This is a genomic window from Streptococcus sp. FDAARGOS_256, from assembly GCF_002289235.2.
GTDB lineage: Bacteria > Bacillota > Bacilli > Lactobacillales > Streptococcaceae > Streptococcus.
On the sequence record NZ_NTGM02000001.1, the window covers coordinates 724,172 to 745,116 of the forward strand.

General features: G+C 40.3%; 18 protein-coding genes. 3 read left to right on the top strand and 15 right to left on the bottom strand.

What is annotated here, in order from left to right:
- Positions 1-104: 104 nt before the first annotated feature.
- Together tuf and A6J84_RS03770 are read right to left on the bottom strand one after the other, a co-directional pair.
- Entirely contained in the window at positions 105-1,301 is a 1,197-nt protein-coding gene (gene tuf / locus A6J84_RS03765) for an elongation factor Tu (protein ID WP_001040720.1), read from the bottom strand.
- Between the two features lie 235 nt (positions 1,302-1,536).
- Positions 1,537-2,646: an AI-2E family transporter gene (locus A6J84_RS03770; protein ID WP_000489828.1), complete on the bottom strand. Its 1,110-nt coding sequence runs from the start codon at positions 2,644-2,646 to the stop codon at positions 1,537-1,539.
- 104 nt (positions 2,647-2,750) lie between these two features.
- Between A6J84_RS03770 and pbp3 the strand changes: the two genes are divergently transcribed.
- A complete protein-coding gene (gene pbp3, locus A6J84_RS03775; protein WP_061587665.1) occupies positions 2,751-3,992 on the top strand; it encodes a D-alanyl-D-alanine carboxypeptidase PBP3 in 1,242 nt (413 codons plus the stop codon).
- A 29-nt stretch (positions 3,993-4,021) separates the two neighbouring features.
- Here pbp3 and sdbB read toward each other — a convergent pair whose 3' ends face one another.
- The 9 genes from sdbB to A6J84_RS03820 form a co-directional block, all read right to left on the bottom strand.
- Positions 4,022-4,567, bottom strand: a complete 546-nt coding sequence (gene sdbB / locus A6J84_RS03780) for a thiol-disulfide oxidoreductase-associated lipoprotein SdbB (protein ID WP_084878113.1) — start codon at positions 4,565-4,567, stop codon at positions 4,022-4,024.
- Between the two features lie 12 nt (positions 4,568-4,579).
- Positions 4,580-5,287, bottom strand: a complete 708-nt coding sequence (gene ccdA2 / locus A6J84_RS03785; protein ID WP_095726069.1) for a thiol-disulfide oxidoreductase-associated membrane protein CcdA2 — start codon at positions 5,285-5,287, stop codon at positions 4,580-4,582.
- Positions 5,288-5,413: 126 nt separating this feature from the next.
- Positions 5,414-6,274, bottom strand: coding sequence for a methionyl aminopeptidase (locus tag A6J84_RS03790; protein WP_000631555.1), 861 nt, complete (start codon positions 6,272-6,274; stop codon positions 5,414-5,416).
- Between the two features lie 15 nt (positions 6,275-6,289).
- Positions 6,290-7,567, bottom strand: coding sequence for a CBS-HotDog domain-containing transcription factor SpxR (spxR, locus tag A6J84_RS03795; protein WP_000033802.1), 1,278 nt, complete (start codon positions 7,565-7,567; stop codon positions 6,290-6,292).
- Entirely contained in the window at positions 7,560-8,111 is a 552-nt protein-coding gene (locus A6J84_RS03800) for a GNAT family N-acetyltransferase (RefSeq protein ID WP_001028740.1), read from the bottom strand. Before A6J84_RS03800 ends, spxR begins: the two co-directional genes overlap by 8 nt.
- 15 nt (positions 8,112-8,126) lie before the next feature.
- The gene (locus A6J84_RS03805) at positions 8,127-9,386 is read right to left on the bottom strand and encodes a UDP-N-acetylglucosamine 1-carboxyvinyltransferase (RefSeq protein ID WP_001227104.1); all 1,260 of its coding nucleotides are present in this window, start codon (positions 9,384-9,386) and stop codon (positions 8,127-8,129) included.
- 154 nt (positions 9,387-9,540) lie between these two features.
- Positions 9,541-11,046 (bottom strand): pyruvate kinase, encoded by a 1,506-nt coding sequence (pyk, locus tag A6J84_RS03810; RefSeq protein WP_001042797.1) that lies wholly within the window; start codon positions 11,044-11,046, stop codon positions 9,541-9,543.
- Positions 11,047-11,109: 63 nt separating this feature from the next.
- Complete coding sequence (gene pfkA, locus A6J84_RS03815; RefSeq protein WP_000820880.1) at positions 11,110-12,117, bottom strand: 6-phosphofructokinase; 1,008 nt, start codon at positions 12,115-12,117, stop codon at positions 11,110-11,112.
- Positions 12,118-12,198: 81 nt separating this feature from the next.
- Positions 12,199-15,300, bottom strand: coding sequence for a DNA polymerase III subunit alpha (locus tag A6J84_RS03820; protein WP_095726070.1), 3,102 nt, complete (start codon positions 15,298-15,300; stop codon positions 12,199-12,201).
- 414 nt (positions 15,301-15,714) lie between these two features.
- On the opposite strand from A6J84_RS03820, the gene A6J84_RS03825 reads away from it, so the two are divergent.
- Both A6J84_RS03825 and A6J84_RS03830 read left to right on the top strand, forming a co-directional pair.
- A complete protein-coding gene (locus A6J84_RS03825; protein ID WP_095726071.1) occupies positions 15,715-17,997 on the top strand; it encodes a Xaa-Pro dipeptidyl-peptidase in 2,283 nt (760 codons plus the stop codon).
- A gap of 522 nt (positions 17,998-18,519) precedes the next feature.
- Entirely contained in the window at positions 18,520-18,990 is a 471-nt protein-coding gene (locus A6J84_RS03830; RefSeq protein WP_001043018.1) for an arginine repressor, read from the top strand.
- Positions 18,991-19,025: 35 nt separating this feature from the next.
- Here the strand turns inward: A6J84_RS03830 and A6J84_RS03835 are convergent, their stop codons facing one another.
- The 4 genes from A6J84_RS03835 to A6J84_RS03850 form a co-directional block, all read right to left on the bottom strand.
- A complete protein-coding gene (locus A6J84_RS03835) occupies positions 19,026-19,190 on the bottom strand; it encodes a hypothetical protein (RefSeq protein ID WP_000502578.1) in 165 nt (54 codons plus the stop codon).
- Between the two features lie 9 nt (positions 19,191-19,199).
- Positions 19,200-20,510: a GTPase ObgE gene (gene obgE / locus A6J84_RS03840; protein WP_009730069.1), complete on the bottom strand. Its 1,311-nt coding sequence runs from the start codon at positions 20,508-20,510 to the stop codon at positions 19,200-19,202.
- A 70-nt stretch (positions 20,511-20,580) separates the two neighbouring features.
- Entirely contained in the window at positions 20,581-20,715 is a 135-nt protein-coding gene (locus A6J84_RS03845; RefSeq protein WP_000863851.1) for a DUF4044 domain-containing protein, read from the bottom strand.
- Positions 20,716-20,745: 30 nt separating this feature from the next.
- Positions 20,746-20,934, bottom strand: a complete 189-nt coding sequence (locus A6J84_RS03850) for a PspC domain-containing protein (RefSeq protein WP_000735791.1) — start codon at positions 20,932-20,934, stop codon at positions 20,746-20,748.
- Positions 20,935-20,945 lie beyond the last annotated feature (11 nt).

Genomic DNA, 20,945 nt, shown 5'->3' on the forward strand with positions numbered 1-20,945 from the left:
AGAAGCACTTCAAATAGAGTAAGGAGAAGAAAAAAAGAACCTTGCAAGGCAAGATTCTTTTAGTGTCTGACTTAAATAATTGTTCTTCTGGGAACTTAATCGAATTAAGCTTCGATTTCTGTAACCATACCTGAACCAACAGTACGTCCACCCTCACGGATAGAGAATGTAGTACCTTGTTCTACGGCGATTGGGTGGATCAACTCAACGTCGATAGTCACGTTATCACCAGGCATTACCATTTCAGTACCTGCAGGAAGTTCGATTGAACCTGTAACGTCAGTAGTACGGAAGTAGAATTGTGGACGGTAGTTGTTGAAGAATGGAGTGTGACGTCCACCTTCTTCTTTAGTAAGGATGTAGACTTCACCTTTAAATTTAGTGTGTGGGTTGATTGAACCTGGTTTAGCGATAACTTGTCCACGTTCGATTTCGTCACGTTGAACACCACGAAGAAGGACACCTACGTTATCTCCAGCAAGACCTTCGTCAAGTTGTTTACGGAACATTTCAACACCAGTAACAACTGCTTTTTGAGTTTCTTCTTTGATACCAACGATTTCGATTTCGTCGTTGACACGAACAGTACCACGGTCGATACGTCCTGAAGCAACTGTACCACGTCCAGTGATTGAGAATACGTCTTCGACTGGAAGAAGCAATGGTTTTTCAGTGTCACGTTCTGGTTCTGGGATGTACTCATCAACAGTGTTCATCAATTCCATGATGATGTCTTCGTATTTAGAGTCACCTTCAAGAGCTTTAAGAGCTGAACCTTGGATAACTGGAAGATCGTCACCTGGGAAGTCGTATTCTGACAAGAGGTCACGGATTTCCATTTCAACCAATTCAAGCAATTCTTCGTCGTCTACCAAGTCAATTTTGTTCATGAAGACGATAAGGTGTTTAACACCAACCTGACGTGAAAGAAGGATGTGCTCACGAGTTTGTGGCATTGGTCCGTCAGTTGAAGCTACTACAAGGATAGCTCCGTCCATTTGAGCAGCACCAGTAATCATGTTTTTAACGTAGTCCGCGTGTCCTGGAGCGTCGATGTGAGCGTAGTGACGTTTTTCAGTTTCGTACTCAACGTGCGCAGTGTTGATAGTGATACCGCGTTCGCGTTCTTCTGGAGCAGCATCGATAGACGCATAGTCTTTAGGTTGGTTAACTGCTGAAGGCAAGCGACGTGCCAATACAGTTGTGATAGCTGCTGTCAAAGTAGTTTTACCGTGGTCAACGTGTCCGATAGTACCAATGTTAACGTGTGGTTTACTACGATCGTATTTTTCTTTTGCCATTTGAGTAAAAGCCTCCAATAAAATATATTTTATAGATAGACAGTAGGCAATACAGTCTAACTTTCCTTACTATTTTATCAAATTTCTGCTAAATTGCAAGTGTTTTACACATATTTTGTGAATTAATCTAAATCTTATCAAATCCTGTTCTTCTGCTTCTTTATGGCAATATGAATTCAAACTTCTTTTCGTTTGGCGATAGTCTTTTCATCAAAAAAATCAGGTCTCCCTGATTTTAATTTGATTCTGTTTTTTCCAGTTCCTTAGCTTCTTTATGGTTTTCATATAATTTCGCTAGGAACTTAGTAATTTCTTTAAAAATAGAGTAAGTAGGTACTGCTACGACCATCCCTATGACACCGTAGATATTACTTGACAGTAAAAGGAGCACCAAGATCGTAATCGGATGCACTTTCATAACCCCTCCAACGATACGTGGATAGAGAACATTTCCGTCAATCTGCTGAATAATGAGCATATAAGCAACCGCAATCAACATACGATGAGGATCTGTGAACACATTGGCAATCACCATTGGAATCAAGCCAATACTTGGACCAACATAAGGAATCAAATTTGCGATTCCAGAAAAAATAGCAAAAACTAGGGCGTACTTTAATCCGATAACGCTATAGCCAATATAGGCTAAACATCCAATAATAACCGCATCAATCGCAATTCCACTGATATAGCGCGCTATGGTTGTATTGAGATTGGTTAAAAGGCTAGAAAGATTCAATTTGTCATGTTTTAAGATGGTACGTTCCAACATTGGTAGCAACTTATGACCATCCAACAAGAAATAAATCAAGAATACAGGGGTCATAATGAGAATCAGAACCGTACTAAACAAAGCTGAAAGAACGCTTCCTAAACTGTTGCTGACGCTATTAAGGATATTCTGGAGGATATCCACATAGGAGAGATTCAGTTGTTGAATTGTTTGTTGAATATCAATATTTTGGAAGACTGGATTCATGGACAAATCGATGATCAAATCTTGTAGTCTACTATAGATGTTTTGACTAGAAATAATCAAGCTGGTCAACTGATTAATCAAAATCGGCAAGAGATAAACGACCCCTACAACGATAGCACCAATCAAGGCACAAAGAGTGACCAAGACACCAATTAGACGATTGATCTTACATCTCTTTTCTAAGAAAGTAACGACTGGATTTGTAATGTAGTAAAAAAATCCACCAAGCAAAAATGGAATCATGATGGTATTCACAACTGTCACGAAGGGAGTAATGATGGCTCCCATTTCTCTCCAAAGATAGAAAATCAGTGTTAATAATAAAATTTCAGCTGTCCAAAAAAATAATTTGTTTCTGCGGAACATAGGTATCCTCCTTCTCTCTATTTTACCACATTTCTGAAAAAGATAAGATGGCTTTAGTAAAAAAGCGAGAATATTTTTTTTCTTTATGATAAAATAAAGCTAATATGAAAAAAATAATTTTATCTTTTATGACACTTTTAGTTTTTGGAGCAGCTTCTACTGTTTCTGCTCAGGAGTTTGATGTTGCTGCTAAACATGCTATTGCTGTCGAGGCTACAACTGGAAAAATCCTCTATGAAAAAGATGCAAATCAGCCTGTAGAAATTGCTTCTATTACAAAACTAGTTACAGTTTATCTGGTCTATGAAGCTCTGGAACAAGGAACTATCAGCCTATCTACACCTGTTGATATTTCGGACTATCCTTACAAACTTACAACTAATTCTGAGGCGAGTAACGTCCCTATGGAAGCTCGAAATTATACTGTTGAACAACTATTAGAGGCTACAATGGTATCCAGCGCAAACAGTGCTGCGATTGCGCTAGCAGAAAAGATTGCTGGTTCTGAGAAAGACTTTGTAGACAAGATGAGGGCTAAACTTCTTGAATGGGGAATTCAAGATGCAACTATTGTAAACACTACTGGTTTAAATAATGAGACCCTTGGCGAGAATATCTATCCTGGTTCAAAGAAAGACGATGAAAACAAGTTGAGTGCCTACGATGTTGCAATCGTCGCTCGTAACCTCATCCGAGATTATCCTCAAGTTTTGGAAATCACCAAAAAGCCAACTTCTACCTTTGCAGGGCTTGAAATCCACTCAACCAACTATATGTTGGAGGGAATGCCTGCCTATCGTGGTGGTATTGATGGACTAAAGACAGGTACTACTGATAAAGCTGGTGCTTCGTTCGTTGGAACAACTGTTGAGAAAGGGATGCGTATTATTACGGTTGTTTTGAATGCAGATCAACAAGATACCAACCCTTATGCACGTTTTACTGCTACTTCTGCACTTTTAGATTATATTTCTGCAAACTTTGCCTTAAAAACCGTCGTTCAGAAAGGTGAAGCATACAACGATAGTAAAGTAACAGTTCTGGATGGTAAAGAAGATAATGTGACAGCTGTCGCTAAGTCAGACATTTCCATCGTCCAACGCATCGGTAGCAGTACTACACCAGCTCTCCAATTCACACCGAAATCAACATCAGAAATGGCTCCATTGGAAGAAGGCAAGGTTGTTGGTACTCTAACCTATGATGACCAGGATTTGGTCGGCCAGGGCTATCTCACTTCTGACAAACCATCTTTTGAAATGGTTTCTGAAAAGAAAGTTGAAAAAGCCTTCTTTTTGAAGGTTTGGTGGAATCAATTTATCCGCTTTATCAATGAAAAACTATAAAAAAATCGCGAAAAATCGCGATTTTTTCTTTATTTCATTTCTTTAAAAGCCGCTTCTGCATCAGCATTGCTAATAGCACCAAATTGGATTTTTCCAATTTTACCTTGACTGTCAATCAAGTATTCCGTTGGAATACTACGAATTTGGTAGGCTTGGAAGGTAGTTGCTTGCGTATCATATAGAACTGGAATATCCTTGTAGCCTTGTTCTTGGTACCATTTTGGAAAGTCTTGAACTGTTTTTTCACCTTGTAGACCAGGTGCGATGACACTCAAGATTTCAAAGTCTCGATCTTGTTTGGCAGCTAATTCCATCAACTCAGGCATACTTTTTTTACATGGTCCACACCAAGAAGCCCAGAATTTTAAATAGACCTTTTTCCCTTTATAGTCTGATAATTTCACTTCTTTGCCATCCATAGACTGCAAGGTAAAGTCTGGTGCATCCTTACCGACTGCGATTTGTTGTACAGCAGGTTGTTTTGTACTGCTTGTCTGTTTGGTTTCTTTTTCACCACAGGCAATCAACAAGAATAGAGACATGAGGCTCAATCCAGCAAAAATAACTTTTTTCATCTTTTTCTCCTTTTATCCAAGAATTCCTGATAAGGCATTTAACTGCCCTAGCATTAATAATAATCCCATCAAAATAATCAAAGCTCCCCCGATTTTCTTTAGTAGGATCATATGGGGTTTTAATTTACTAAAATAGGGCATAATCCAGCCCGAAGCCAGAGCCAAAACAATGAAAGGAAGGGCCATTCCCAATGTGTATACTAATGTTAACACGGCTCCTTGCCAAGCACCATTGCCACCTGAAGCCGCTAGAGCTAAGACCGAACTTAAAACCGGTCCGATACAAGGGGTCCAACCAAAACTAAAGGTTATCCCAAGTAAAAAGGCTGACAGATAGTGATTAGACTTTGATTGTTTGAAGGTGACTGTCTTTTGAACTTCCAGTTTATTGAAATGCAAGATTTCCATCTGGTGAAACCCTAAAAGAATAATGACTATTCCCATAGTATAACGAAACCAGTCTGCATAGAGCATGTGCCCTAGGAATCCGGCTCCAAATCCTAAAATAAAGAAAATGAGGGAAATTCCTGCAATAAAACACAAGGTCCGAATTAAGCCTGACCAGGCAATGTCTCTTCCAAAAAAGCGGAAACTTTTCGAATTTCCTTGATCATCCAGTAAAATACCAGCATAGACAGGTAGCAAAGGAAAGATGCAGGGTGAAAAGAAGGACAGAATACCTGCCAAAAAAACGGATACTAGAAATATAATCGACTCCAACGAATTACCTACTTTCTCAAAATTCTAATCTTATTTTACTATAAAAGAAAAAAATTGTGATAACTTTGCTACGTTTATTTATTTTGACTAAATTTGACACAAAAAAAGGAGCTAAGCTCCTTTTTTTTAATACGTTCCTTCTTCACCTTGACTAGTCAAGATAACAGGACCGTCTTTGGTAATAACAAACTGGTGTTCATATTGGCAAGACAGTCCACCATCTATAGTCTTATGAGCCCAGCCAGTCTTCATATCTGTATCAATTTCCCAGTCACCAGTATTGATCATGGGTTCAATGGTTAGTACCATTCCTTCACGGAGACGGAGTCCACGACCTGCAATACCGTAGTTAGGAACCATTGGCTCCTCGTGCATAGTTGGACCAACACCATGACCAACCAAATCACGAACGACACCGTAACCGCGACTTTCAGCGTATTCTTGAATGGCCGCACCGATATCACCGATACGATTTCCAACAACCGCTTTCTCAATCCCTATATACATAGCTTCCTTGGTCACGTCCATCAAGTTTTTCACTTCTTCAGACGGTGTACCAACCGCATAAGCCCAACATGAGTCTGCTAAACCACCAGTATAGCTTTGGGTGTATTTTTTCATTTGCTCAACATTGTTGAAGTTAAGTTTAGATACATTGAGGTCGGATTTGGCAATCGGACCACCCAGTACCATGTCAACCTTGAGCAAATCGCCATCTTTCAAGATGTAATGACGTGGAAAAGCGTGAGCTACTTCGTCGTTGAGAGAGCAACAAGTGGCATAGGGGTAATCCATGACTGCACCATCCACACCAATCTGTAAAGGAAGAAAATTCTCCTCTTTGCAACGTCGACGAACATACTCTTCGACTTCCCACATATCTACGCCTGGCTTAATCAAATCACGTAAGCCGATATGGATACTTGCTAGAAAATCACCAGCCTTGTCCATGGCTTCGATTTCACGTGCTGATTTTAAAGTTATCATTTTTTCTCCTAGATTCTAATTAATTTTAACTGTAACATTTGCTTTTGAAACAATCTGATGACCATGATAAATATCATAATCAATAATAGCTGAGCGTCTCGTGTGGTGAATAATACGAGCCTGAATCCGCAAAATATCATCTATCTGCACAGCCTGCAAGAAATAAATCAACATCTGCTCAATGATGAGATTACGTCCGCTATTGACAACAAGGTCTTGGGTCATATGGTTGAGAATTTCAGCCAAGACTCCATTAGCAAGGACTCCATTTTTCTCCAACATGAAGGGCTCAACAGTTATGACGACTTCATCATGATGATAAGAGAGTTTTTGCCCGATTTGCTCTGAGAAGGTCGGCAAAGCAGAAACTTGGGAACGGCTCATCTTTTCCATGACATCTCGTCGTGTTACGACACCAAGTAGAGTTTGGTTACTTCTGACAACGGGAACCATCTCAAAGTCTTCTGCAATCATTCGTTGACTGACATTGGCAATATTCGTCGCTAACCCTGTTACGAATATACTGCGCGTCATCACCTTGTCAATCGTCGTGCTGGGAGACTTGTCTCCTGCGTCACGCATAGTAACAACCCCAACAACCACTTGGTGTTGGTTAATGACTGGAAAACGGCTACTTCTGTTCTTACGAACCAAGTCTAGATAATCTTTGACTGTATCGGTTTCTCTCAAAAAACCATACTCATGACTGGGGCGATAGAGCTTTTCAACTGTCAGAATATCGGTTTTGATTTGAACGTTTGAGAGGGCTTTGTTAATCATGGTCGCTACTGTAAAAGTGTCATCTTTACTTCTTAGAACTGGAATCCCTTTTTTATTGGCCAACTCAAGAACATCGTCCTGAACATAGAAACCACCTGTCACGAGGACCGCATTTTCATTTTCCAAGGCTAGAAGTTGAATACGAGTACGGTCACCTACGATCACAAGACCACCATCATGGAGATAGGATCGGATATTCTGCTCTGTCATGGCCCCAATGGAAAATTTGCTAAACTCTCTCTCCAGCCCTTCCTGACCGGCTAAAACCTCAGAGGAGGTGACTTCAGCGATTTCAGCATAGGTTAGCCGTTCAATAGCCACTTTCTTTGGCTTAACTCGTATGGTTCCACTACGTGGCCGAGTTTCAACGATGCCACGATTTTCAGCTTCTTTGATAGCTCGGTAGGCGGTTCCATCACTAACACCTAGGTGATTAGAGATACTGCGAACACTAACTCTTTTCCCAATTGGCAACTCTTCCAGATAGGACAAAATTTCCTGGTGTTTACTCATTGAATTCTCCTTTTATATATCGAAATTCAAGATAGTCCCTCATTTTTCGTGTATAGCGGTCGCTCCCCTTAAACTGTCGGAAGAGACTAAAGCCTGATTTTAAGGCTACTTTTTGACTAGCTTGATTCTCCAGATGAGTGATGATGGATAATTGTTTTAAACCAAATTCTTCAAAGGAAAGCTGACAAAGCTTGGTAACTACTTCTGTCATAAAACCTTGTGACCAAGAATCCTTTTTTAAGAAATAACCAATTTCTGCTTCTTTTTTGATTTCATCAATTTTTTCAAATTTAATGGAGCCAATCATTTCCTGATTTCCTTGGAGACAAATTGCCCAAACACCTAGAGGATTCTTCATAAAATAGTTGGCAAGCGCATATTGACTTTCTTCTAAACTTGATTGACTGGGAAAAATAAACTGCAAATTTTCAGGATTGGAAGCAATATCGAAAAACGCTTGACTGTCACTAAAAAAGAAAGGACGCAAATACAAGCGCTCCGTTTCAAAAAAAGAAAACATTGCTAATTTGGTCCAAATATTCATAATCACCTCAACGGTTTAGTCTTCAATGAGTGTAATATCCGCTCCAAGACTACGCAATTTCTCAATAATATCTGAGTAGCCTCGCAGGATAAACTCAATATTTGTAATTTCAGTTTTACCTTCAGCCATCAAACCAGCAATAACAAGCGCTGCACCAGCTCGCAAGTCTGTAGCTTTTACGCTTGCCCCGTGCAATCTACGACCACCGTTGTAGATAATATGATCATTCGTAGTCGTAATATCCGCATCCATTTTTGCTAATTCAAAAACATGGTTAACACGTTTTTCATAGATCGTATCAATAATGGTTCCACGACCTTGAGCAGTCAACAATAGCGGAGTTATAGGCTGTTGCAAATCGGTTGCAAATCCAGGATAAGGAGCTGTTTTGATATTGATAGCCTTCAAATCAGACTGTTCTTCAACGAAGATACTGTCTTCTGAGACTGTCATATGAACGCCCATTTCCTCTAGTTTGGCGATAAAACCTTCTAAGTGCTCATAGAGAACGTTGTTAATGCGAATTCCTTTTCCTACCGCTGCAGCAAGTGAAATATAGGTTCCAGCTTCGATACGGTCTGGAATGACTTGGTGACGCGTTCCATGAAGTTTCTCAACACCATCAATAATGATGATATCGGTCCCCGCACCACGAATGTGGGCACCCATATTGTTCAAAAGGGTAGCGACATCGATAATTTCCGGTTCACGAGCCGCATTTTCAATGACAGTGCGTCCCTTAGCTTTAACCGCAGCAATCATAGTGTTAATCGTTGCACCAACGCTGACGGTATCCATGTAAATACTTGCGCCATGAAGTCCCTTACCTTGGGCAGATAAATTCATATTATCTCCCTCATAGCTGACCTTAGCACCCATGGCTTCAAAGGCTTTTAAGTGAAGGTCAATCGGACGAGGTCCCAGATCACATCCACCAGGAAGTCCAACTGTAGCTTCACCAAAGCGACCTAAAAGACTTCCGTAGAAATAATAAGAAGCACGTAAGCTATTAATCTTACCATAAGGCATAGGAATGTTTTGAACGCCTCTTGGATCAATTTCCAAGACATCGTCATAACGCTTAACAGTTGCCCCCATAATCTCCATGATTTCGACAAGACTAGCAACGTCTGAAATATCTGGAACACAATCTAAAGTGACAATATCATCTGATAAGATAATAGCTGGAATAAGTGCTACAACACTATTTTTAGCACCACTAATGGTGATCTCACCTTGCAATGGACGTCCACCATTGATGACAATTTTTCTCATGTTTTACTCTTTCAAAATTTACTAAAAAGGTCTTTTCGTTCTATTATACCACAATTTTCAATTTTTTCCCATTCCTATTGATTAAACATTCCATTTCGATAAAAAAACCTATCATTCAAGCTGTTCAGCTTGAATGATAGGTTTTAATGTTAGATTAGCGTACTGTACGGATGCGCATTGTGTTTGTACGAACAGCTTCTCCAACTGGTACACCTGCAACGATAACGATATCGTCACCAGATTGTACAAGACCTGCTTCAACTGCTTTACGTTCAGCGATTTCGAACATATCGTCAGTTGATGATGGAGCATCTGTCAACATTGGGATAACACCCCAGTTCAACATCAATCCACGTTCTGTCAATTCGTCAAATGTCAATGCCAAGATATCAGCATTTGGACGGTATTTAGAAATCAAACGTGCTGTGTGACCTGTCTTAGTAAGAGTTACAACCAATTTGATGTCCATTGAGTTAGTAGCGTCTTTAACAGCTGAAGCCATAACTTCTGTCTTAGAGTTACGTTCGAAAGTATCTGAGTTCAAACGTCCGTATTCATTAAGAAGAGTTTGTGCGTTCTTGTCAATTGTAGCCATTGTTGCTACTGACTCAAGTGGGTATTTACCATTTGCAGACTCACCTGAAAGCATTGTTGCGTCAGTTCCGTCGATAACAGCGTTAAATACGTCTGATACTTCTGAACGAGTTGCACGTGGTTTTTCAGTCATTGTTTCAAGCATGTTTGTTGCTGTGATAACAACTTTACCTGCTGCGTTCACTTTAGTGATAATCATTTTTTGGTAAACTGGAACCATTTCGAATGGTACTTCGATACCCATGTCACCACGAGCGATCATGATACCGTCAGCAGCTTCAATGATTTCATCCAAGTTTTCGATACCTTGTTGGTTTTCGATTTTAGCGAACAATTGAACGTGGCCGTTACCAGTTTCTTCACAGATTGCACGAACTTCGTTAACGTCTTTTGCAGTACGAACGAATGAAATCGCGATGAAGTTAATACCTTGTTCAAGACCAAAGCGGATATCATCGTTATCACGTTCAGCAAGAGCTGGGAAAGGAATTTTAGTGTTAGGGATGTTTACACCTTTTTGTTTAGCGATCACACCGTCATTTTCAACTTCAACTACAAATTCACGAGTTGCATCGTCTTTTTCCACAACGCGAAGACCAAGTTTACCATCGTCAACCAATACTTGGCGACCAACTTCAACGTCATCATAGATGTCAAGAGCACCAGCAACGTTCAAAGCAATCACTTCACGAGTTGATTTGATTCCTTGTTTAGTTGCAACACGGATTTTTTCACCAGTTTTGTATGAGTACTCTTTAGCTTCACCTTCGAACAATTCAGTACGGATTTCTGGTCCTTTAGTATCAAGAAGGAAACCAACTTTTTTACCTGCAAGTTTTTCTGCAAGTTTAACAGTTGCCATACGTTCACCTTGTTCTTGGTGGTCACCGTGTGAGAAGTTGAAACGGAAAGTGTTAGCTCCTGCTTCAATCAATTTAGCAATGTTTTTTGCTGAAGCTTCAACGTCAAGTTTTTCACCCCAGTATCCGTCATCACCGAATTTTTTCCCACCACGGATTTCAACCGCAGGACCCAAAGTTGCAACGATTTTTACACGTTTATTCATGATTTGTGACTCCTTTATATAATTTGACCTTTATGGTCATTTTACCAGATTAGTTAAAGTTGATTATGACAAGCTCTTGTTCAAGCTAGCAAGTCCAAGGTCAGCTTTGTGAGGGTTGTTAACAACGATTTTGCCATCAGCTGTCAGGCTGAACAAGGCTCCTTCTTCTGCTGTTCCAAGAATTGGGTTTTCAACCATTTTTTCGTTACGGATACCAACAGCGACACCACCGATTCCTTGTTTAAGAAGTTTAACAGCGTGTGCTCCCATACGTGACGCTAATACACGGTCACGAGCGGTTGGTGAACCACCACGTTGGATATGTCCAAGCTCAGTCACACGAAGGTCACTAGTATCTCCTGCTTCCTTGAGTTTCTTACCGAATTCATCGGCTGACATAACTCCCTCGGCCAAAACGATGATGTTGTGTTTTTTACCACATTCATAACCAGCTTTGATACTAGCTACGATATCTTCCATCTTGAAGCCTTCTTCAGGGATAATGATTTCATCAGCACCAGTTGCAATACCTGCCCAAAGTGCGATATCACCAGCATTACGTCCCATTACTTCAACAACGAAAGTACGACGGTGACTTGATGATGTATCACGAATCTTATCGATTGCATCCATTGCAGTAGTAACTGCGGTATCAAATCCGATTGTGAAGTCAGTACCTACGATATCGTTATCGATTGTACCTGGAAGTCCGATAGCAGGGAATCCATGCTCAGTCAAGCGCATAGCTCCGTGATAAGAACCATCACCACCGATAACAACGACACCTTCGATACCGTGTTTTTTCAACTGCTCAATCCCTTTAAGTTGACCTTCAAGTTGTGCAAACTCAGGGTAACGAGCAGAGTGAAGGAAAGTACCACCACGGGAAATGATGTCTCCTACTGAAGCAGCATCAAGTGGATAAATTTCGCCGGCAACCATACCTGCATACCCATCATAGATACCAAAAACTTCCATTCCTTCTGAGATTGCTTGGCGAACTACTGCACGGATGGCAGCATTCATACCAGGGGCGTCTCCACCACTGGTCAAAACAGCAATACGTTTCATTTGGTTTTTGCTCCTTTTCCTTTTAACATTCTTACTGATTATACCACATTTAAATCGAAAATTCTTCTATTTTTCGTATTTTTAGTGATAAATCGTTTTCATGGTAATTTCCTTTAATTTCTCCTGTAAAGCAGGCTCTTTTTTTACAAAATGCCGTGTAGAAACAACTGTTTTTTGCTCCTCTTCATACCTGATAATGACAGGAATTGGGCCTTTGTATTGTTCTAGGATATTTGAAATCTCTTTATCGTATTCATGATTTTTAACTTGAATCCAGAATCGTTCCGCTACTGCTTCCTTCAAATCTTGTGCAATCATTTGCAGACGACCATCTCGAGATTGAACTTTGCCATTGATGTAGTAAAATTTCCCTTCGGATAAATTGGAAGCAAATTTTCTATATTGGTCTGAAAATACAGTTACATCCATCCGAGACTTACTATCATGAACCTGTAGAAAAGCCATACTCTCGCCTTTCTTGGTTCGAATCACTTTAATCTTTTGCACTTCAACTAGGAGAGTGGCTTGAGCTCCCTCGGTTAGATTAGTGATTGGAGTGGTCGGATATAGGGCTTGTTTGGCAAGAGTTTGGAGAGGATGGGGACTGATACCTACCCCAATCAGTTCCTGCTCTTTGTAAAATTTCTCTGCCTCAGTAAAATCATCAGCTTCAGTCCAACTATAATTTGTATCCGCAAAGAGTCCACCTAACTCCTCAACAAAGACAAATAAGTTTGGTAGGTTCACTAAGATTTTCTGGCGATTCTTGTCAAATTCATCAAAAAGTCCTAGTTCAACCAAAGGCGTCAGAAGCGACAGTTTCTTGTAATTCTTGGGAAGACGTGTGACGAAATCTTCAATGCTTGAAAAAGGACGATTTTCAATAATCCAGTAAGACAAATCTCTCGGCATTCCCTTAATGGCTTTTAGACCCAGATAGATTTTCTTCTGAGCAATTTTATCATGATAGGGAATGCTGTTTATTGCTAAAGGAGCTACTTCAAAGCCCATCTGCAATGCATCTACAATGTAATCACTGCTAGAATAATTCAACATAACTTGGAAGAAAATAGCAGGGTAGTGTGTCTTGAAATAAGCTAGTTGGAATGCCAGTGCTGAGTAGGCATAAGCGTGGGATCGGTTAAATCCATAGCCTGCAAACTTTTCCATCACTGCAAAAACTTGGTTGGCCTTTTCTTCTGTATGCCCCAATTTCATAGCTCCTATGATAAAATCTTCCTTCATCAAGTGCATCTCTTTAGCATTTTTCTTACCCATGGCTCGTCTGAGAATGTCAGCTTTACCAAGACTGAAACCTCCAAAACGCTGAGCTACCTGCATGACTTGCTCTTGATAGAGCATAATGCCATAGGTTGATGACAGAATGTCCTCCAAGGCAGGGTCTAACACCGTCACCTTTTCTTTACCGTGCTTCCGAGCAACAAAGTTATCAATATAATCGCTTGCCCCCGGTCTGTTGAGTGAGGTTGTGGCTACTACCTCTTCGAAGACTTGCGGCTGAACTCGTTTCAAGAGTCGAATGGCGCCAGGTTGTTCAAATTGGAAAATCCCCTTGGTATTTCCAGTAGCAAAGAGGGCCAGAGTTTCTTTGTCTTCCAAATCAATATCCTCTATTCTCAGATGAATACCTTCTGACTCTGACAGTAATTCTTGCATTTTTTGAACAAAAGTTAAGTTACGCAGACCAAGGAAATCCATTTTTAGAAGTCCATTAGCTTCAACACCATGAGCATCATACTGGGTGATCAGCATATCCTCACCGTATTTGAGCGGGATATAGTCCGTCAGGTCTTGGTCACTCATAACGACCCCAGCTGCATGGATAGAGGTCTGACGAGGATATCCTTCAATCTTTCGAGCAATCTCAAAAGCTTTTTGATATTCCAATTTGCTATTGATGATCTGCCTAAACTGTAAATTCTTTTCATAGGCTGTCGTTAGCGTGTCTCGAAAACTGATTTTTTTCGTAATATTGGTTAATTCGTACTCTGGAACACCATAGCGTTTGAAAACATCACGAATTGCCTGTTTTGCTCCAAAGGTCGAATAAGTGACAATCTGTGCCACGTGTTGGCTGCCATAACGATCACGAACATAGCGAATGAACTCTGGTCTATAGAGGTCAGGGATGTCGATATCGATATCAGGCATGGTGTAGCGCTCACGATTTAAAAAGCGTTCGAAAATCAAGTTCTTTTCAACCGGATCAATTCCTGTAATATCCAGTGAGTAAGCCACCAGACTACCAACCGCAGAACCACGCCCCATTCCCATATAATATCCTTGGGAACGTCCAAAACGGAGCAAATCCCAAACTACAAGGAAATAATCGTCAAAGCCCATATCATGAATCACAGCCAATTCCTCATTCAGTCGCTCATGATAAATAGCTGAGGTCAACCCCTTGTCACTCAAGCCTTGCTCAGCCCTCTCTCGAAGTTCTTCTACTGCTGGTCTTTCAGGATTAAAGCGAGGGAGTTTTAAACTTGGGTCGATTTGATAGCTTACATTCTCTATCAGACCTTGGAGATTGGCAAGCGCCTGAGGGAAGCGATTTTTAAACTGTTCTTCCAAGTCTGAAGCAGGTAAAAAAATCCTCTGTTGTGAATGTACATCCACTTCTCTCAGGCTGACATTGTCCTTGACTGCTGACAAGATTTGTAAAACCTGTAGGTCTTCTTTTTCAAAAGAGTTGACTTGATAGAGTGGAAGAATGGGTCTAATAAAGACTTCTTGAGGAGTATCTGGACTAACGCCGATAAAATAATCAACCCCCAAATCCAACTGTTCGACCCCATTAAAATAGGGAACAATAATAGCAACATCTTCGAGGTGGGAGGTGAAGTCAGACCAATTTTTCCGTCCAGTCATTTTTAAAGTGGATAACTTCATCAACTCTTGATAACCTTTAGTGGATAGGGCTAGAAAACGTAGAGAGAGATTCTCCTCATCTTTGACCAAGGTCATTTCTAAACCAATTAAAGGCTGAATGCCATGCTTACGAGTTGCTTCTAGAAAATGATAGGCTCCATAGAGATTATCCACATCCATGATAGCAAGATGAGAATAGCCGTATTCTTTAGCCATTTGTACATATTTTTCAATCGAAACCACACTTTCCATAAAACTATAAACAGTCTTGGTGTCGAGCTGTGCAATCATTTCTTCTCCTCCTTGCTTTCGTTTTACTACTATTATACCATTTTAAGCTGGATATTGAAGCAACTCTGCACTTTCTTTTCAATATCATCAGTTACAAACTTCTTCTCTTCTTACTGTTAAATTCTTCATTTTTCAAAGGAAGAAAATAAAAAATTAATATTATATAATAGTTTTTAATGTAAATTTAGATATATTTATACCAAACGAAGAATAATAAAGATAGGAGTTATATGCAGTTTTACATATAAAAATCTCTAGAAAAAGGCTTACTTCTATGGTATTTATTCAGCATTTTATAATAACTTACCAAATAGATATGCTGGTTTAAGAAATTTATTTCATTTAAGTTTATTTATTCCATTTTTCCCTCTTTTTTGATATAATAAATCCAGTCTGTTTTCAAAGGAGAGAAACATGCGTTTTAATCAATTCAGCTACCAACCAACCACTAGTTCTCAACGATTTGAGGAATTAGAAGGTCTTGGTCTAAAGCTGTCACCCCAACTGTCCTTAAAAAGACAGTTTGAAGACTTCATTCGTTGGAGTTTTTTCACTTATTCTAACACGGATTATGCCTTGTCGACTTTGGCTGCGGATAAAGAAACAGATTTAGTAACTTTTTTCCAGTCAGACCGTGAGTTAACTGCGGAGATTTTCTACACAGTAGTTTTTCAACTTTTAGGATTTAGCTATCTTGTTGACTTTGAGGATGCCGAACAGTTTCGTAAAGAAACTGGTTTTCCTATTGTTTATGGAGATCTCATTGAAAATCTTTATCAGTTACTCAATACGAGAACGAAAAAAGGAAATACGCTCATCGATCAACTTGTTAGTGATGGACTCATTTCAGAAGATAATCACTACCACTACTTTAACGGTAAGAGCTTGGCAACCTTCTCTACTCATGATGTCATTCGTGAAGTCGTGTATGTCGAGAGCCGTGTGGATACTGATAAAGACGGACTCCCTGACTTAGTCAAGGTCAGCATTATTCGCCCGCGTTATGATGGACAGATTCCTTCAGTCATGACTGCCAGCCCTTATCACCAAGGGACCAACGATAAAGCCAGTGACAAGGCTCTCTACAAAATGGAGGGAGAGCTTGAGGTCAAACCGCCCCACACCATTGAACTTGAGGAACCTAAGCTGAATTTAGTCGAACCTCATGGTCAAGCAGAAGTCGTCTCAGAAGCTGAAGAAAAGCTATCTCATATCAATAGCTCATATACACTCAATGACTACTTCCTCCCACGTGGATTTGCCAATCTCTATGTATCAGGTGTTGGAACCAAAGATTCTCAAGGTCTCATGACCAATGGGGACTACCAGCAGATTGAAGCTTATAAAAATGTCATTGATTGGCTCAATGGTCGTTGTCGTGCTTTCACGGACCACACGCGCAAACGTCAAGTTAAGGCTGACTGGTCAAACGGGAAAGTCGTAACAACAGGAATTTCCTATCTCGGCACCATGTCTAATGGTCTCGCCACCACTGGTGTTGATGGCTTGGAAGTGATCATTGCGGAAGCAGGTATTTCCTCTTGGTATAACTACTATCGGGAAAATGGTCTGGTGACCAGCCCAGGTGGATACCCAGGTGAGGATTTTGACTCACTTGCTGAATTGACCTACTCCCGCAACCTCCAAGCTGGTGACTATATTCGTGGCAATGAAGCTCATCAAGCAGACTTAGAAAAGGTAAAAGAACATTTAAATCGCAATACTGGTGACTACAATCAGTTTTGGCATGACCGCAACTATCTGCTCAATGCTCATAAGGTTCAAGCTGAGGTCGTCTTTACACATGGTTCCCAGGATTGGAATGTCAAACCTCTTCATGTTTACCAGATGTTTCATGCCCTTCCTAACCATATCAATAAGCACCTCTTTTTCCATCATGGTGCCCATGTCTATATGAATAACTGGCAGTCGATTGACTTCCGAGAGTCCATGAATGCCTTGTTAAGTAAGAAATTGTTAGGACTTGACTCAAGCTATCAACTTCCGACTGTCATCTGGCAGGACAATACCGAACCGCAAAGATGGCAAGGTCTTGATGACTTTGGCAAACAGGATGAACTGCATACCTTCTCTCTTGGTAATGAGGAAAAAGTGATTCAAAACCATTATGATCAAAAAGATTTTGATCGTTATGGTAAGACTTACCAGACCTTCAACACTGAACTTTATCAAGGAAAAGTCAATCAGATCACCATTGACCTTCCAGTAAGTCAAGACATTCACTTAAATGGGCGAGTGGAGCTGAAACTTCGTGTCAAATCGAGTACGAACAAGGGCTTATTATCAGCCCAACTGTTAGAACTTGGACAAAAGAAATATCTGCAGCCTTATCCAGCTGTTTTAAGTGCTAGAACCATTGATAATGGTCGTTACCACATGTTAGAAAATCTCTGTGAACTACCATTCAACCCAAGTGCCCAACGTGTCATCACCAAAGGTTACCTTAATCTTCAAAATCGAACCAATCTCTTGACGATTGAAGAAATCCAACCCAATGAATGGATGGACTTCAAGCTAGAACTTCAACCAACTATCTACAAACTTAAAGAAGGAGATACTCTCCGTTTGGTTCTCTACACAACAGACTTTGAGATTACAATTCGAGATAATACAGACTATCAGTTGACTGTTGATTTAGCACAGTCTAGTCTTATCCTACCTTGTCAAAAGGTATAATGTACCAGACTTTCAATATGGAAGTATTCAAAGGAAAAGTCGATGAATTTGACCATTGAACTTCCTATAATCAAAGTTTTCCACTTGAACAGTCGAATCAAACATAAACTTTGTATCAAATTCAGTTCAAATAAGATTTTTTAGAAGCTCCTAGATGGAACTTGGACAAAAGATACTAACACCCCTAACCAACATGTGTCACCATTTCTCATATACGCTACTAGACAGCATGTTGAAAATCTCTGTGAATTGACATTTATAGGAAATTCACAACAAGCCGTGACAAAATGCTACCTAAATTGAATGATTCACTGTCATTAAAGAACATCAATGTAGATAAACCGATTGCTACCCAGTTTATCTGCGCGAAACTAGTGACAAGTTAAAAGAAGGAGATTCTCTCCGTCTAGTTCTTTATCCTACTGACTTTGACATCATCATACGTGACAATACCGCCTACCACCTGACTGACGTTTGCGTTCAGTCCACGCTACTGTACCTTGTAAAAGGAGTACTTACTTTATGAACAAATCAGAACACAGACACCAACTTATCCGCGCCCTCGTTTCAAAAAACAAAATCCATACTCAAGCTGAATTACAAGCCTTATTAGCGGAAAATGATATCCAAGTTACTCAGGCTACCTTATCACGCGATATCAAAACCATGAACCTTTCAAAAGTGCGCGAAGAAGATAATTCTTATTATGTGCTGAATACAGGTTCTATCTCCAAGTGGGAAAAACGTCTTGAAAATTATATGGAAGACGCTCTTGTTATGTTGCGTCCTGTGCAACACCAAGTTATTTTGAAAACTTTACCCGGTTTAGCCCAATCGTTTGGATCTGTAATTGATTCCTTGGCCTTTCCTGATATCGTTGCAACCCTTTGTGGAGACGATGTCTGCATGATTATCTGTGAAGATGCTACAAAAGCGCAAGCTTGTTTTGAAAGTCTTAAAAAATATGCGCCACCATTTTTCTTTAGTGAATAAAACAAATCCCGTGATCAAAAGATCACGGGAATTTTTTATTTCTTTGACTGTGTTTCTTCTTTCTTTGTACGCGCCAATCGAAGAGCACGTTTAGGGTTGAGACGATTAAACAATTCTTCTAGTTTCTTTTCATTCCATACATCTGCTGCAGAAACAAAATTTCCATCTGCATCTCGGAATGATATCGGTTTATCTCCCATATCAATCTCCTAGTCTACAAATTCAAACTCAAATTTACCGATGCGGACCAAATCACCATCTTTGGCTCCACGCGCACGAAGGGCTTCATCAACCCCCATACCACGAAGCTGGCGGGCAAATTTCATAACTGATTCGTCACGGTCAAAGTTGGTCATGTTAAAGAGTTTCATGAGTTTTTCACCAGAAAGTACCCATGTCGCATCATCATCACGACTAATCTCAAAGGCTTTTTCTTCCTCGTGAAAACCGTAGTACGCCTCTTCTTCCATATCAGACTCATCATAGATTGGAAATTCTGGAGTCTTGTCTAACAATTCAGCTGTCGCATCCAAAAGAGTTGACAAACCTTGCTTGGTCAATCCAGAAATAGGGAAGATGGCTGGAAGTTCCTCAAACTCGTCGTAGTTTGCTGCCAACTTTTCCTTGAAAGTTTTAAGATTTTCCTGACTTTCAGGCATATCCATCTTGTTGGCTACGATGATCTGCGGACGTTCCATGAGACGAAGGTTGTAGGATTCCAATTCTTTATTGATAGCAAGGTAATCCTCGTAAGGATCACGTCCTTCGCTAGCTGACATATCGATGACATGGAGGATAACTCGTGTACGTTCGATATGACGGAGAAACTGGGTTCCAAGGCCAACACCTTGACTAGCCCCTTCAATCAAACCTGGAAGGTCAGCTACTGCAAAAGATTCACCTGACTGTGTACGAACCATACCCAAATTAGGGACAATCGTCGTAAAGTGGTAAGCACCGATTTTGGGTTTAGCTGAAGTAATGACACTGAGCAAAGTTGACTTGCCGACAGATGGGAAACCGACTAGACCAACATCTGCCAAGATTTTCAATTCCAGTTGCAACTCACGTTCTTGACCTGGTTCTCCATTCTCAGAGATTTCAGGCGCAGGATTTTTTGGTGTTGCAAAACGGATATTTCCACGACCACCTCGACCGCCATGAGCCACGATAAATTCTTGACCATGTGCAATCAAGTCTGTAATGACTTTACCTGTTTCTGCATCACGTACAGTAGTTCCCTGTGGCACACGAACACGAAGGTCTTCTGCACCACGTCCATGCATCCCTTTGGTCATTCCTTTTTCACCAGAATCAGCCTTGAAATGACGGTTATAGCGGAAATCCATCAAGGTACGCAAGCCCTCGTCTACTACGAAAACAACGTTACCTCCACGTCCACCATCACCACCCCAAGGACCGCCATTCGGGACATATTTTTCACGGCGAAAGGCAACCATGCCATCGCCACCATTACCAGCCTTGACCTTAATCTTGGCTGTATCTAAAAACATACTCATATTTCTTCTCACTTTAAAAAGGCTGGGGAGAACCCAGTCATTAGTTATTGTTTCTATCCTCGCAGCTTGCTTAGAATCTGCTAAATGCTCCAAGCGCTGTCGCAAAGATACCAGCAAGGGTTACAAACAACATGATGAGCACGACAACAAGTGTCACTTTCTCAAACAATGTTTTTTTACGTTTTCCATTATCTCCAAAAGCCATAACTTCTCCTTTTCACTTTATAATTCTAGTTTAATAGTCTGTCGAAACTGGTGCAACCACCCATAAAATGATGTAAGCAAGGATTCCTGCTCCATAACAAAATGCAAGAACACCCCAAACAACACGAACAATTGTTGGGTCAATATCAAAATAATGGGCAACTCCTGCACAGACTCCACCAATTATTTGATTTTTTCCACTTCGCATTAATTTTTTCATAGTATTTTCCT